The sequence below is a fragment of the Mumia sp. ZJ430 genome, from assembly GCF_011751845.1.
In the GTDB taxonomy this organism is placed as follows: Bacteria; Actinomycetota; Actinomycetes; order Propionibacteriales; family Nocardioidaceae; genus Mumia.
Map to the genome: position 1 here is coordinate 36,946 of NZ_JAAHFK010000003.1, position 14,134 is coordinate 51,079.

The window sequence follows — 14,134 nt, forward strand, 5'->3', positions numbered from 1 at the left end:
GCACAGGTTACGCCAGTTCGTGAGCTCGAGCGCCGAGATCGTCTGCCAATCGTGAGACCGCCCGTTGAAAGGCCGACCCGGCTGCTCCCTCGTACGACGTCAGGCCGTGCACGAGGCAGTGGTCGAGCGCCGTGCGGTCATACGGGAGGAACGCTGTGGGGATGACACCCGTGAACCGCTCGACGGCCTCGCCGACCTCGTGTGTGCTCCACCCGAGCGTCGACCGCATCTGGTTCACGACGACCGTCGCCTCGACGTCGCACCGGGCGCGCAGGTCCAGCACCGCCCGCGCGAGGCGCGACAGGCCGACGGGGTCGGGGAGACCGACGAGCACGATCTCGTCGGCGGTCGCGAGGGTGTGCCGCGCGACGGCGGTGCGTCGTGGCGCGACCCCGTCGAAGCCCTGCTCACCCGTGTCGTCGAGACAGAAGCCGAGATCGACGACGACGTCGTCGGCGAGGTCGCGCGCGGTCGCCAGGACCCCTTCGTAGGCGGTCGCCCGCAGACCGGGCCATCGCTCCGCGCGGGGCAGCCCCGTGAGGACGCCGAGCTCGGGACCGATCCAGCGGAGGTGGCCGGCGAGCGCCCCAGTCGAGAGGACCGCTCCGTTGGCGTCCCGGGCGGCGGCGAGCAGCCCGCTCACCTCGTCCAGGAGGGCGAGCGCGGCGGCCTGCGTGCCGCCATCGACGTCGGCGTCCACCAGCACGGTGCGACGACCGCGCGCAGCGAGCTCGGCCGCCAGGCCGCGTGCGACCGTGCTGCGCCCCGGCGAGCCGGCCGGCCCCCAGACCGCCGTGAGCCGCCCTTCTCGAGGCGGGGCGTCGAGCGGGAAGCCTGTCGCGGAGGCGGCCTCCGTCGCTGCCCCGGTCGCGACAGCTCCGCCTGGCCGAGGGTCGGCCCCTGCGTCGCCGCGGCGTGCGAGTGTCACGACGCTCGCGAGCCGACCGAGCGGCACGACGGCCTCGATGCCCAGCGCGGCGGCGATCCGTGCGGCCTCGTGCATGCCTGCGTCGGGCGCGATCGCGACGACGACCACGCCGCGGCGCGCGATCCTTTCGACTGCATCAGGGTCGAGGCCGGGCAGCTCCACGCTCACCAGCGCGAGCGCGACCGCGCCGCTGACGGCGGTGGCGACGGCGTCAGCGACATCGACGCAGCGGCGGACGACGGTGATGCCGCGTGCCTCGACCGCAGCCGAGACCAGCTCCGCCTCCCACGCGGCGTCGCCCGCGGCGATGAGGACCGGGACGCTCACGCGTCGGCCCCGCCACGTCGTACCAGGGTGACGGTGCCGGAGTCGAGCGCGGCGAGGGCCTGGGGCAGCAGGTCCTCGTCGTCGACGCGGACGACGATGCCGCGCATGGTCGAGTCTCCCCAGGCCGTGCCGGCCCCGTGGACGGCGACGACCGTGACGTCGTCGAGGACCCGGCGCGCCTCGGCGGTCGACTCGACGGAGGACTCGCCGGGAGCGACCCAGACGTCCACCCGGTGCCCCTCGCCGAGATCGTCGGGGACGGAGGCGTGCGACACCTGCAGCGGCAGCTCGACGCCGCCCTTGACGGACGCGTCCACGAGTGCGGCGTCGGGAACGAGCTCGCCCGCGGCCATGTCACGGCCCCACACCGCCGACGCCGCCCTGTCCACGAGGGCGTCCGTCTCGCTCGCGGCGAGGTAGTGGGCGCGCGCGTCGCCCCCGAGCCGGGCGTCGACCCGCTCCAGATCGTCCACGCGCACCGGCTCGCCAGCACGGACGTCGGCCCGCAGTGCCCAGAGCTCGGTCGTCTCCGACACGCGCGCCATGAGCAGGCCGCCGAGCACGACACAGATCGCCACCAGGGCGACTCCTCCGAGGGCGCGGGGATGGGTCCAGCGTGGCCGTTGAAGTCGGCGAGTGTCCGCGCGCACAGAGTCGGTGCGCTGCGAGAGGGTCAGCATGGAGCCTATTGATGCCGCATCCGATGCCCGCGCGTCCACCCGTTGTCCACAGTCCGTCGCGGCACGGGCTGATCCCCGGGAGGTCGACTGGCACAATCAGCACATGCCCGTCGGATCCGAGTCACCCCGATTCCTGCGTCTTTCGGACGTGGCCGACATCCTCAACGTCTCCGAGCGGCAGGTCTACGCCCTCGTACGCCGCGGGGACCTGCCCGCGATCCGCGTCGGCGGGCGCGGCGTGTGGCGGGTCGAGAGCGAGGCGCTCGAGCGCTACATCACCGACCAGTACACCGCGACGCGCGACCACATCGCCGCCCACCCGTTCGTCGACGAGGAGACCGAGGCCGACGCGCGGACCGAGTCCGGCGTCAACGCGGACACCTGATCGCCACGACGGCGTCGTACGGCATGATCTCGCCCGCGATCTCAACGTGGTCGAGCCCCGTCACCACCGGGACTCCGCGGACGCTCGACCCGTCGCGGCGGAGCACGTGCACCTCGTCGCGGTCGCGGACGAGCGCGCCCCACGCCTGACGCCAGGTCATCCGCCGCTGCACCTCGCCTCGTGACGTGCGCGGCGTGCCCTCGCTCGGCACCACTGCGACGACGTCGCGCAGCGCGACGACCCAGTCCGTGACGGCGTCGTGGTGGACCAGCGCCCAGTCCGCGGTCACCATCGCCAGCTCGCCGCGGATCGTGCCGACCGACACGACGCGCATCGTCACCGCAAGCCCCAGGCACCGGTCGGCCCACGGAAGCTGAGCCGAACGCTCCGCAGCAAGGTCGCTGATCTCTTGGTCGCGCTCTGCGTGGGCCTCGCCCTCCGCCTGGAGCGCGAGGTCGTGCTCCAACGCCACGAATCGGTCGTCCCACGGCATGGCGAGCACTCTAGCGATTCCCCAGGCTCTGTGGATGAACGATTGACTGCGTCCTTCACCGTACGCAAATGTAGGCAAACGTAAGGAAGGGGAAGAGATGCTCCGTACCGGTGCAGTGATCGCCGTCCCGTGGGGTGCGCTCCTCCTGCTCGCCGAGCAGGTGCCGCCGGCGGTGACGCGACTCGCCGGGGCGGCCGGGCCGGCCGCTCCGCGCCTCGACGTACTCGTCGGCGATCTCGGCCTCGTCGTTGCGACGTTCTCGACGGGCTGGCTGGCACTGCTGACGATCGGGGCGGCTGTGTGCCGGGTGAGCGGGCACCCGCTGCCGCGCGTCCTCCTCCGGTTGTCGCCGGGGCCGTGGCGGCGCGTGATCCTGGCGGTGGCGGGGTCGTCCTTGGTTCTCGCGGGGCCCGCAGCGGCGGTCACCGGCGCCCCGGGCGCGCCGGGTGAGCCCGCCGGGCCGCGTGCCGCGCAGGTGCCGGGCTCGGCCGCATTGCGCGGCCTCGCGCTGCCGGACCGACCTGCCGCGCTTCGACCCGCCTCGTCTCATCCCGTCGGACAGCGTCCCGCCGCCGGGCCCGTCGGACGGTCGGCCGCACGATCTGGCGCGACCCACCGGGTCCGCGCGGGCGACTCGCTGTGGGAGATCGCCGCAGCGTCCTGGGAGGGGACCGGTGCCGAGCCGACCACGGGACAGCTCGACCGGGAGTGGCGCCGCTGGTACGCAGCCAACCGCGCCCGCATCGGTGCCGATCCCGACGCGCTCCGGATCGGCATGATCCTGCGGGCCCCTTCTTCACGTGCCGCCAACCGCATGCCCGACGACCCCCGTCCTTGACACCACACAGAGCGACCACACCCCAGCGAGGAGACTTCGATGACCGACACACGCGCAGCACTCCACGATCTCTCGATCCCGTACGCCGCCGACGGCCGCACGCGACACTCCATGGCAGCGCAGTGGTCGCTCCCCCTCGTCGACGGTTCGCTCGCGCTGTCGACGGACGTACGACCGTCGCTCCCGTCTCGCCCCCACCTCACCCTCGTTCCCCCGCAGGCGCCGGTTCCGGACCAGCGTGCGGCGAAGTTCGTCCGCGCGCTGCTCGAGGTCTCGTCAGGCACCCGACCACTCCAGCAGCTCGCACGGGTGCTGACGCCGGAGGTGTACGAGGAGATGCAGCACCGGGTCGCCGTCCTCGCACGCGCCCGCACGCGCGAGCCGCGACAGGCACCGGTCAGCCGGCTGGCGAGCATCCGGGTCTCCCACCCGCGCGAGGGGGTCGCCGAGCTCAGCGCCCGTATCGCCCAGGGCACGCAGTCGCGGGCGCTCGCTGCCCGGCTCGTCCATGACATCGATCGGCGCGACCCGACCTGGGTCTGCAGCGCCCTGTGCTGGGTGTGAGCGGAGCTGGAGCCCTGCGTACGACGAAGGACCCGCCCTCGCGACCAACAGGTGGCCGCGAGATCGGGTCCTTCGTCAGAGGTGGTGCGTGAGGCTCAGCGGTTGTTCTTGCGCGACTTGCGCTGCTGCTTGGCCTTCTGGCGCGCCCGGTTCTTGGCGTTGTTCTGGCGCACCTTCTCGTTCTCGGTGAGCGCCAGCGGATCGTCGTCCTCGTCGGCGACCTCGACCTCGACGTCGCCGGTCTCGGTCGGCCCGCTGTAGGTCAGCTGCTGAGGAACGTTCTCCTCCAGGCCCTTCGCGGACAGCTCGACCTCGCCCTCGGCGTCGGAGCCCTCGACCTGGACGTCGACGTTGAAGAGGAAACCGACGGTCTCCTCCTTGATCGCGTCCATCATCGCCGTAAAGAACTCGTGGCCCTCGCGCTGGTACTCGACGAGCGGGTCACGCTGGCTGTAGGCACGCAGTCCGATGCCCTCGCGGAGGTAGTCCATCTCGTACAGGTGCTCGCGCCACTTGCGGTCCACGACCGACAGCACGACCTTGCGCTCGAGCTCGCGGGTCACCTCGGAGCCGAGCTCGGCCTCGCGGCGCTCGTACGCCTCGCGGGCGTCGGTGGTGATGGCGTCGACGAGGAGCTCGCGCGTCAGGCCGGAACGACCGCCGTGCTGGTCCTCGAGCTCGACCACCGAGACGGAGACCGGGTAGAGCGTCTTGAGCGCCGTCCACAGCGCATCGAGGTCCCACTCGTCGGGGAAGCCCTGCGCGGCACCGTTGACGTAGCCGGTGACGGTGTCGGTGATCATCTCGCGCACCCAGTCGGACAGGTCTGCGCCCTCGAGCACGCGGCGACGCTCGGCGTAGATGACTTCACGCTGGCGGTTCATGACGTCGTCGTACTTGAGGATGTTCTTGCGGGTGTCGAAGTTCTGCGCCTCGACCTGGCTCTGCGCCGACGCGATCGCGTTGGTGACGTTCTTGTTCTCGATCGGCACGTCGTCGGGCACCTTGAGCCGCGTGAGGATGAAGTCGACCCAGTCGGCCTTGAACAGCCGCATCAGGTCGTCCTCGAGCGACAGATAGAAGCGCGTCGAGCCCGGGTCGCCCTGACGTCCGGAACGACCACGCAGCTGGTTGTCGATACGCCGGGACTCGTGGCGCTCGGTGCCGATGACCGCGAGGCCACCGAGATCGACGACCTCGTCGTGGTCGGCAGCGACCTGCTTCTCGACCTCGTTGACGGTCTCCTGCCACGCGGCCTCGTACTCGTCGGGCGTCTCGACCGGGTCGAGGCCCTTCGCGCGAAGCGCCTGGTCGGCGAGGAACTCCACGGATCCACCGAGCATGATGTCGGTGCCTCGTCCTGCCATGTTGGTCGCGACGGTGACGGCACCCTTGTGACCGGCGACGGCGACGACGGCGGCCTCACGATCGTGCTGCTTGGCGTTGAGGACCTGGTGCGCGACGCCACGCTTCTTGAGCATCTTGGAGAGCCGCTCGGACTTCTCGACGCTCGTGGTGCCGACGAGGATCGGTTGGCCGGCCTCGTGGCGCTCGGCGATGTCGTCGACGACCGCCTCGAACTTCGCCTCCTCGGTCCGATAGACCAGGTCGCGCTCGTCGACACGAGCGACCGGCTTGTTCGTCGGGATGGCAACGACGCCGAGCTTGTAGATCTTGTCGAACTCCGACGCCTCGGTCATCGCCGTACCGGTCATGCCCGAGAGCTTGTCGTAGAGGCGGAAGTAGTTCTGGAGGGTGATCGTGGCGAGGGTCTGGTATTCCTCGCGGATCGTCACCTCCTCCTTGGCCTCGATCGCCTGGTGGAGGCCCTCGTTGTAGCGACGTCCCTCGAGGATGCGGCCGGTGTGCTCGTCGACGATCAGGACGTCGCCGTTGATGACGACGTAGTCCTTGTCGTTCTTGAAGAGCTCCTTGGCCTTGATCGCGTTGTTGAGGAACGAGATCAGCGGCGTGTTGACCGCGTCGTACAGGTTGTCGATGCCGAGGTGGTCCTCGACCTTGGTGATCGCCGGCTCGAGGACGGAAACCGTGCGCTTCTTCTCGTCGACCTCGTAGTCGTAGTCGCGCTCCATCGGACCCACGATCGCGGCGAACTCTCCGTACCACTTCACCTCGTCCTGCGTGGGACCGGAGATGATCAGCGGCGTACGAGCCTCGTCGATGAGGATCGAGTCGACCTCGTCCACGATCGCGAAGTTGTGACCGCGCTGGACACACTCCGAGATGTCGTCGGCCATATTGTCGCGCAGGTAGTCGAAACCGAGCTCGTTGTTGGTCGCGTACGTGATGTCGGCGAGGTAGGCCTTGCGGCGCTGGGCGGGAGTCATCGACGGCACGATCACGTCGGTCGTCAGACCGAGGAAGCCGTGGACGCGGCCCATCCACTCCGCGTGGTACTTCGCGAGGTAGTCGTTGACCGTCACGACGTGGACGCCCTTGCCCGACAGTGCGTTGAGGTAGCTCGGGAGGGTCGCGACGAGCGTCTTGCCCTCACCGGTCTTCATCTCAGCGATGTTGCCGAGGTGCAGCGCGGCACCGCCCATGATCTGGACGTCGAAGTGCCGCTGGCCGAGCACGCGCTTGGCGGCCTCGCGAACGGTCGCAAAAGCCTCCGGCATGAGGTCGTCGAGCGTCTCGCCCGCCTCGAGGCGGTCCTTGAACTCGTCCGTCATGCCGCGGAGCTCGTCGTCGCTCATGGCGACGAAGTCGTCCTCGAGGGCGTTGACCTGCTTGACGATGGCCTGCAGCTGGCGAAGGATCTTGCCCTCGCCCATCCGCAGGATCTTGTCGATCACCTTCGGCACGGAATCGCACTCCTGAGACTTGCTCCGAAGCCGCCCAGGGCCCGGAACACGCCGGATCGGCCCCGCAACGGCAGAATCGCGTCCATCCTAGGCGACCGACGGGGGCAACCGTAACTGCCTCAGGGATCTGGGTCACACCGCGGAGGGATCAGGCACGGAGACGGCGGCCGGGACAGCAGCCGGCACGGCGGCGGCGAGCGCCGGCGCGAGATCACCCCGTGGCTCCACCTCGAGGGCGTCCAGCCCCAGCCATCTGGCCGCGGCCCACAGCTGCTCGGCCAGAGCAGCCGCCACCCGCCCGGTATCGACCCCAGGCTCGGCCCACGCGGCACGCGCCAGGAGGCGCCCCGTCGCCCGGTCGGCCTTGAGGTCGACCCGCGCGACGATCGCGTCGTCGAGCAGGAACGGGAGGACGTAGTAGCCGTGCACCCGCTTGTGGGCCGGGACGTAGATCTCGATCCGGTAGCGGAAGCCGAACAGGTCCTCGGTGCGTGCCCGCTCCCACACCAGCGGGTCGAACGGGCTCAGCAGGGCGGCAGTACGGATCCGGCGCGGCGTCGCAGCGGCGACGTGCCGATAGGCGAGACGCTGCCATCCCTCGACCCGCACGGGCTCCAGCGCGCCCTCCTCCACGAGCTCGTGCACCGCGGCCCGCGTCTCGCGGGCACCCATCCGGAAGTAGTCGCGCAGGCTCGCCTCGGTGGCCACGCCGCTCGAGATCGCCGCGCGGCGCACCAGCGTCCGTGCCGCCTCCGGCGCGTCGAGGTCCGGCGCGTCGAGGACCGCGGCGGGAAGGACCCGTTCAGGGAGGTCGTACACGCGCTCGAACGCACCGTTGCGGCGTGCGACGGCGAGCTCGCCGGAGAGGAAGAGGTATTCGAGCGCCTTCTTGGTCTCCGACCAGTTCCAGCCCCACTGGTCACGCGGGCGGCCGGTGGCCGGGTCGAGCTCACGCGCGGTCGCGGCGCCGCTGCGCTCCACCTCGACGAGCAGCGCATCGGCGAGGGCGGGCCTGCCGGCCTCGCCGCTCCAGGCGTGGCCGCGCTCGCGGTAGCCGAGCATGCGGTGGCGCATCGCCGGCCACAGCTCGACAGGCATGTATGCGGCGACGTGCGCCCAGTACTCGACGAGGCGGCGTGGACGCTTCTCGGCCGCTCGGTGCAGGAGCGCGGTGTCGTACGGGCCGAGACGACTGAAGAGCGGGAGGTAGTGCGCCCGCTGCATGACGTTCACCGAGTCGATCTGGAGCACGCCCGTCCGGGTGAGGGCGCGGTCGAGCGTCCGCATCGTCACCTTCGTGTGAGCAGGGTCGTTGAATCCCTGAGCGGCGAGCACGGTCCGCCTGGCGGTCGAGGCCGCCATGTCCTGCGCTCGCGTCACGGCAGGTCGAGCAACCGCTCGCGGACCGCGTACGTCGCGGCCTCCACCCGGGACCGCAGCTGGAGCTTCTCCAGGATGTTGCGGACGTGGTTCTTGACGGTGTTCTCGCTGATGAACAGCTTCTGTCCGATCTCTCGGTTGTTGTTGCCCACCGCGACCAGGCGGAGCACCTCGAGCTCTCGATCGCTGAGCTTGGTGCCGCGTGGCGGCTCACCGCGCGTGGCCAGCAGCCGGAACTCCTCCAGAAGACGGGTCGCCATCGGAGGGCTGATCAGCGACTGTCCGGTCGCTACCCGCCGCACGGCGTCGCTGACCTGGTCGACGGACGAGTCCTTGAGCAGGTAGCCGGACGCGCCGTTGCGGATCGACTCCAGGAGGTCGCTCTCTTCGTCGCTGGCGGTCAGCATGATGATGCGCGCGGACGGCGCGACCTCCTTGATCGCCGCTGCCGCCTGGGGCCCACTCATGCCGGGCATCCGGACATCGAGGAGGACCACGTCCGGAGCGCTGGCCGTCGCCTGAGCGACGCCCGACGGACCGTCGTGGGCCTCCTCGATGTCGAGCCCCGGATCGGCTTCGAGCACCATCCGCAGACCGCGCCGGAACAGCTCCTGGTCGTCGACGAGGAGGACCCGGACCGTCTCAGTCGGCACGTCTGCAGCGTCCATCGCAGCCGATCATGCCACGGAAAGGTCAGCCGACGCTGTCGTCGAGGCCCTCGAACCCTCCGGATGTCGGCTCGATGTGGATGACTCCGTAGTCGTATCCCCGCCTCCGGTAGACGACGCTCGGGTGTCCGGAGTCCTTCTCCACGAAGAGGTAGAAGTCGTGCCCCACCATCTCCATCTCGTACAGCGCCTGGTCGAGCGTCATCGGGGCGGCGCGGTGCGTCTTCTCGCGGACGACCAGCGGGCCCTCGCCGCGGACCTCGACGGGGCCGGCGTAGTGGACGGCGTCGATCGGCTCCTCGTCGGGCTCGGCCGTGGATGCACCGTCGGTGGCTGCGGCGAACTCAGAGACCGACATCGGCGTACGGCTGCCGTGGTGGACGCGACGGCGGTCCTTGGCCTTCCTGATCTGCGCCTCGAGCTTGTCGACGGCCTTGTCGAGCGCGGCAAGCGGGTCGTCGGAGCAGGCTTCGGCGCGCATCGCGGGCCCTCTGCCGCGAAGGGTGATCTCGACCCGCTCGCAGCGTCCGCTCTGGCGGGGGTTGTACTCCTTGGTGAGCTCGACGTCGACGCGCTGGATCTTCTTGCGATGGTCGTACTTCTCGATGCGAGGTGTCTTCTCGTCTACGTAGTCGCGAAAACGCTGGCTGATCTCGCAGTTCCTACCCTTGACGACAATGTCCACGAAGCCTCCTCGAATGAGCGACTGCCACCGCTGACCGGTGGCGAGTCGCGGCGGATGACGTTCACATGTCTCGACCGTAGACCCGGTCAGGACATTTCTCCAGAGATGGCGGACACACGGGACGAAGGTCCCGACGCACCGGACTCCTCCGCACGGTCGCAGCCACCGTGGCGACGGCGATCGGGCGCGTTCCCGCCGCCCCGAGCACCCTCACGGCCTCCGCCGCGCTGGCACCGGTGGTCAGGACATCATCGGTCACGACGACGGCGCAGGCCGCCCCAGCACGGCCGACGGGTGAGCCGCGGAGCCGGTAGGCCCCGGCAAGGTTGGCCGCCCGCTCGGCCGCACTCAGCCCGGCCTGGTCGCGGACCGACGTGTCGACCGCCAGCACGCGCGACGTCCGCACGGGCAGGCCGCGCCGCCGCAGGTCGGCCGCCGCCCGGAGCGCGAGCTCGCTGCCGGCGTCGAACCCACGCGCGCGTACGGCCGAACGCCGCGACGGCACAGGGACCAGGCGGATCTCGCGCCCGGTCGCGCCGGTCAGAACCAGCGCGTGGAGGACAGCGTCGGCCAGCGCACGGCCCAGCGGTGCCGCGAGAGCGGTGCGAGGCTCCTCCTTGTAGGCGTGGAGCGCCGCGGGGACGACACCCTCGTACGGACCGGTCGACACCATGACCACCGGCGGGGCGCGCGTGAGCGCACGCGGAGCCGGATCGGGGCTGCGTACGGCCGGGGCGCCCCGCACGCGCGCCTCGCACCCGGCGCACAGGACGACGCCTGGGTCCTCGCAGCCGGCGCAGCGCACGCCGAGGAGGAGATCGGCAGCAGCCTTGAGGAGTTCTCGCACGCCTTCAGGGTGGCGTCCGCGGGTGGGTCGCGAGGGGCGGCAGCGCTCCCCTGGGGACAGGGTCGCACGTCTCCACCTTGTGGACGGGCGGCTGGCTCAGCCCGCGAACGCCGCGAGGCTCACCGGCTCGTCGCTGGCCTCCGCCCAACGACCGTCACCGTTCTGCGTCCACAGCATGCCCTCGGCATCGAGCACGAAGATCGGCGACGAGAGCAGGCCCGCGCTCAGCACCTGGCGTGCGCCGTCCTGAGGCAGCAGGCCGACCCGGACAGCTCCGGTGACGCTGCTGGACCCGTCGACGGCGACGATCGCGACCTGCGGCACCCGCTCCTGCGCGCGGGCCAGCAGGGCGATCGTCGTGCTCGAGCGCCACGCCGCCGACAACGGCACCCCGGTCTCCGTCGGCAATGGGATCTCCGCGATGTCGACGAGACCGACCACCCCGCCGCCCTCGGCGTCGTAGCGGATCGCCCCCACGTACAGCGCGTCGCGGGCGCCGACGCGTGCGGTCGCCGTGAAGCGCGCACCGTCCGGCGAGAGCTCGAATCCGGTCACCCGACCGCCGGCGAGCGGACCGAGGTCGATCGAGCGCGGAGGCTCGTCGGCGGGCCCGACGGTGAGCCGCGAGCCGCCCCGGACACGGTCGATGGTCCACAACCGGCCTGCGGCGTCCCAGCTCGGCCGGAGCAGATCGGTCCCCTGCCGTGCGGGGACCAGCGCAGGTTCACCGGCCAGCGGTGACACCGAGACGACACGACGACCGCCTGTCACCAGCGCGATGCGCTCCGCGTCCACCGCGACCCGGAAGTCGTCGGCGGGCACCGGGTCGCGCCCCCACGCGCCCGCGAACGGCCCCGTGCTCGAACGCCCGACCACCAGCAGCCGACCTTCGCGCATCGCGAAGAGCTGTGTCGGGCGGTCGGCAGCGGGGTCGAACTGGTCCCATGCGTCGATGCGTTGGACCTCGGGGGTGTTGGGCAGGGCGATCGGGCGGTCACCGATGCGGATCTCCACCCCGGTGACCGTCGAGATCTGCCGCAGGCTCCACACCAGCTGGGCGGACAGCCGCTCACGGTCGCCGACCGAGACCCCCGAGTCGGATCCCGCGAACCTCACGAGCGCCACGCCCTGGTCGTCGACCTCCACCGGCGCGGCGAGCTTCCAGGTGCTGGGAAGGAAGCTGCGCGCCTGTCCACCGAGCACTCCGTCGGGCCCTCCCAGCAGGGACGACACGAGATCGGTGGGCCGACCCTCGTCATCGGGAAGGTGGACCGGTGCCGCGACGAGCTGCTCGCCCGCCGAGTCGAAGTAGTACGCGTTGACCGCGTCGTAGTAGTCCTCGAAAAAGGCGTCGGTGATCAGCGCACCCGGTGGTGGGTCCGCGATACGCCACTGCTCATCCTCCTGAACCAGTGTCAGGTCGAAGTGCTGCTCGCGCGCGGCGGGCACCGTGAAGCGCCCCTGCTCGGTGAGGACGGCCTCGCGTGCGATGTCGACCGCGACGCTCTCGGCGCCGGAGCGCTCCTCCGGCTCTGCGACCGACGACAGCGAGTAGACGGTCACCGACTCCTCCGGACGCCAGTCGTCGCCCGCCCCGTCGGTGAGGAAGCGGCGAGCGATGTCGTAGCGCACCGGCGACGACATCATCGCCTGGAGGAAGCCGTTGACGATGTCGCGCGGCGAGGCCCCGTCGGCGGGACCGGCCGGGCGGATGCGCGCCGGCGAGACCTGCTGGGGACGGCCGTCCTCGACGACGCGGACCGGTCCGCCGTCGGGGATCGAGACGCAGCCGGCGAGAAGCGCACCCAGCGAGAGCGCCGCGCCGAGCCGCACGAACGGGCGGATGGTCGTACGCGAGGTCGAGATCGGCCGCGTCATCGGACACCCTCCGTACGGTTGAGCCCGGCCCCGGCGTCGGGGACCAGCGGAAGCGGTGAGCGCTGCGGGTCGTCGCCGGCGTGCCGCGGCAGCGTGAGACGGAACTGAGCACCTTGCCCCGGCTCGCCCCACGCCTGGAGCCAGCCGCCGTGCAGGACGGCATCCTCGAGCGCGATCGCGAGGCCGAGGCCCGTGCCGCCGCGGCTGCGCTCACGCGCCGGATCGGCACGCCAGAAGCGGTTGAAGACCAGCTGCGACTGGCCCGGCTCGAGACCGACCCCGAAGTCGCGGACGGCGATCGCCGCACTCGTCGCGCCGTGTGCCACGAGCAGGTGCACCTGCGACGAGCCGGAGTAGTGGATGGCGTTGGCGACCAGGTTGCGGACGATCCGCTCGATCCGGCGTACGTCGGCGTCGACGATGGCAGGCCCGTCGCGGTTCACCACGCGCAGCTCGACGCCGTGCCGCGCTGCCAGCGGCGCGTACTGGGCGCAGACGCGTTCGGCCAGGTCGACGAGGTCGACCGCCTCGAGGTCGAGACGTGCCGCGCCCGCGTCGAAACGGCTGATCTCCAGCAGGTCGCTCAGCAACGCCTCGAACCGGTCGAGCTCGGTCTGCAGGAGCTCGGCGGACCGCTCCGAGCTGGGGTCGAAGTGCTCGCGGTTGTCGTACAGGACGTCGGCGGCCATGCGCACGGTCGCGATCGGGGTGCGCAGCTCGTGCGAGACGTCGGACACGAACCGGTGCTGGAGGCGGGACAGCTCCTCGAGCTGACGGATCTGCCGCTGGAGGCTCTCGGCCATCTTGTTGAACGACAGGCTCAGGCGTGCGATGTCGTCCTCGCCGCGCACCACCATGCGCTCCTCGAGCCGGCCGTCGGCGAGGCGCTCGGCGATGCGCCGTGCGAGGCGCACCGGGGTCACCACCTGCCGGGTCACCAGCCAGGCCACCCCCGAGGAGAGCAGGACGAGCGCGAGTCCCGCATAGAGCAGCGAGTTGCGTACGAGCGACAGCGTGCGCTCCTGGTCGGTCATCGGGAACGCGTAGTAGAGAGCGAACTCCTGGTCGCCGTCCGGCATCCGCAGCAGGTCGCCGACGATGATCGCTGCCTCCTTCTCGTCGGACCCCTCGATCTCCATCCGAGTGAACGTGTACGCCGCGTGCTGGCCGTCGGCGACTGCCTGCGCGAGGTCGTCGGGGATGGCGGGCGAGGCGATGCCGGCCGAGGCGAACGCCGCCTCGCCGTCGCCCGACGGATCGAGCGGCCCCTCCAGCATGACCTGGTACGAGGGAGGCGAGCCCGACCGCGCCGCGAGGTCGTTGACCAGCGTGCGCAGGGCATCGATCTCCGAGGACGCCTCGGAGACCGAGCTGACGTCGAGGGACTGCTGCGCTTGGCTGAACCCTGCCCGCGCCTCCGACAGCGCCACCGCGCGACGTGCCTCGACCATGCCGTCGGCCACGCCCTGCAGCATCAGCCAGCCGACGCCACCGATCACGAACGCGCTGATCGCCATCGTCGTGATGACGACGCGCGCCTGGATCGAACGACGCCACAGCGAGACGACGGGAGACAGCACGTTGCGCACCCGCAGCAGCCCCCGGCGCAGCCACCTCGGCGCCCGTCGCGCCATGG

Annotated in this window: 13 protein-coding genes; 3 read left to right on the forward strand and 10 right to left on the reverse strand. The window is 71.0% G+C overall.

Annotation, left to right across the window (positions count from 1 at the left end; genetic code table 11):
* Positions 1-7: 7 nt before the first annotated feature.
* Together HCT63_RS12380 and HCT63_RS12385 are read right to left on the reverse strand one after the other, a co-directional pair.
* On the reverse strand, positions 8-1,255 hold the full coding sequence (locus HCT63_RS12380) for a hypothetical protein (protein ID WP_167005131.1): 1,248 nt from the start codon (positions 1,253-1,255) through the stop codon (positions 8-10).
* Positions 1,252-1,833 carry a hypothetical protein gene (locus HCT63_RS12385; RefSeq protein WP_167005134.1) on the reverse strand — a complete coding sequence of 194 codons (582 nt, stop codon included), beginning with the start codon at positions 1,831-1,833 and terminating at the stop codon, positions 1,252-1,254. Before HCT63_RS12385 ends, HCT63_RS12380 begins: the two co-directional genes overlap by 4 nt.
* A gap of 205 nt (positions 1,834-2,038) precedes the next feature.
* On the opposite strand from HCT63_RS12385, the gene HCT63_RS12390 reads away from it, so the two are divergent.
* On the forward strand, positions 2,039-2,320 hold the full coding sequence (locus tag HCT63_RS12390) for a helix-turn-helix domain-containing protein (RefSeq protein ID WP_167005136.1): 282 nt from the start codon (positions 2,039-2,041) through the stop codon (positions 2,318-2,320).
* On the opposite strand, the gene HCT63_RS12395 is transcribed toward HCT63_RS12390, so the two are convergent.
* Positions 2,304-2,813: a hypothetical protein gene (locus HCT63_RS12395; protein WP_167005139.1), complete on the reverse strand. Its 510-nt coding sequence runs from the start codon at positions 2,811-2,813 to the stop codon at positions 2,304-2,306. The two genes, HCT63_RS12390 and HCT63_RS12395, sit on opposite strands and share 17 nt — an antisense overlap.
* A 97-nt stretch (positions 2,814-2,910) precedes the next feature.
* Between HCT63_RS12395 and HCT63_RS12400 the strand changes: the two genes are divergently transcribed.
* Both HCT63_RS12400 and HCT63_RS12405 read left to right on the forward strand, forming a co-directional pair.
* Positions 2,911-3,651, forward strand: coding sequence for a LysM peptidoglycan-binding domain-containing protein (locus tag HCT63_RS12400; protein WP_167005141.1), 741 nt, complete (start codon positions 2,911-2,913; stop codon positions 3,649-3,651).
* Positions 3,652-3,690: 39 nt separating this feature from the next.
* Entirely contained in the window at positions 3,691-4,215 is a 525-nt protein-coding gene (locus HCT63_RS12405) for an Rv3235 family protein (RefSeq protein ID WP_167005144.1), read from the forward strand.
* A 95-nt stretch (positions 4,216-4,310) separates the two neighbouring features.
* Here the strand turns inward: HCT63_RS12405 and secA are convergent, their stop codons facing one another.
* From secA to mtrB, 7 genes are all read right to left on the reverse strand, one after another.
* A complete protein-coding gene (secA, locus tag HCT63_RS12410; RefSeq protein ID WP_208322472.1) occupies positions 4,311-7,028 on the reverse strand; it encodes a preprotein translocase subunit SecA in 2,718 nt (905 codons plus the stop codon).
* Positions 7,029-7,172: 144 nt separating this feature from the next.
* Positions 7,173-8,420: a crosslink repair DNA glycosylase YcaQ family protein gene (locus HCT63_RS12415; protein ID WP_167005146.1), complete on the reverse strand. Its 1,248-nt coding sequence runs from the start codon at positions 8,418-8,420 to the stop codon at positions 7,173-7,175.
* The gene (locus tag HCT63_RS12420; RefSeq protein WP_243843016.1) at positions 8,417-9,073 is read right to left on the reverse strand and encodes a response regulator transcription factor; all 657 of its coding nucleotides are present in this window, start codon (positions 9,071-9,073) and stop codon (positions 8,417-8,419) included. The genes HCT63_RS12415 and HCT63_RS12420 overlap by 4 nt, the downstream gene beginning before the upstream one ends.
* A gap of 40 nt (positions 9,074-9,113) precedes the next feature.
* A complete protein-coding gene (gene raiA, locus HCT63_RS12425) occupies positions 9,114-9,773 on the reverse strand; it encodes a ribosome-associated translation inhibitor RaiA (RefSeq protein WP_167005151.1) in 660 nt (219 codons plus the stop codon).
* A 61-nt stretch (positions 9,774-9,834) separates the two neighbouring features.
* Positions 9,835-10,620, reverse strand: a complete 786-nt coding sequence (locus tag HCT63_RS12430) for a ComF family protein (RefSeq protein ID WP_208322429.1) — start codon at positions 10,618-10,620, stop codon at positions 9,835-9,837.
* Between the two features lie 96 nt (positions 10,621-10,716).
* Positions 10,717-12,498 carry an LpqB family beta-propeller domain-containing protein gene (locus tag HCT63_RS12435; protein WP_167005155.1) on the reverse strand — a complete coding sequence of 594 codons (1,782 nt, stop codon included), beginning with the start codon at positions 12,496-12,498 and terminating at the stop codon, positions 10,717-10,719.
* On the reverse strand, positions 12,495-14,132 hold the full coding sequence (gene mtrB, locus HCT63_RS12440) for an MtrAB system histidine kinase MtrB (RefSeq protein ID WP_167005158.1): 1,638 nt from the start codon (positions 14,130-14,132) through the stop codon (positions 12,495-12,497). Before mtrB ends, HCT63_RS12435 begins: the two co-directional genes overlap by 4 nt.
* Positions 14,133-14,134: the final 2 nt, after the last annotated feature.

Excerpts from the sequence above, each read along its gene's own strand:
- HCT63_RS12390 (WP_167005136.1), top strand. The coding sequence starts at position 2,039 with ATGCCCGTCGGATCCGAGTCACCCCGATTCCTGCGTCTTTCGGACGTG.
- HCT63_RS12395 (WP_167005139.1), bottom strand. The coding sequence starts at position 2,813 with ATGCCGTGGGACGACCGATTCGTGGCGTTGGAGCACGACCTCGCGCTC.
- HCT63_RS12400 (WP_167005141.1), top strand. The coding sequence starts at position 2,911 with ATGCTCCGTACCGGTGCAGTGATCGCCGTCCCGTGGGGTGCGCTCCTC.
- HCT63_RS12405 (WP_167005144.1), top strand. The coding sequence starts at position 3,691 with ATGACCGACACACGCGCAGCACTCCACGATCTCTCGATCCCGTACGCC.
- HCT63_RS12435 (WP_167005155.1), bottom strand. The coding sequence starts at position 12,498 with ATGACGCGGCCGATCTCGACCTCGCGTACGACCATCCGCCCGTTCGTG.
- mtrB (WP_167005158.1), bottom strand. The coding sequence starts at position 14,132 with ATGGCGCGACGGGCGCCGAGGTGGCTGCGCCGGGGGCTGCTGCGGGTG.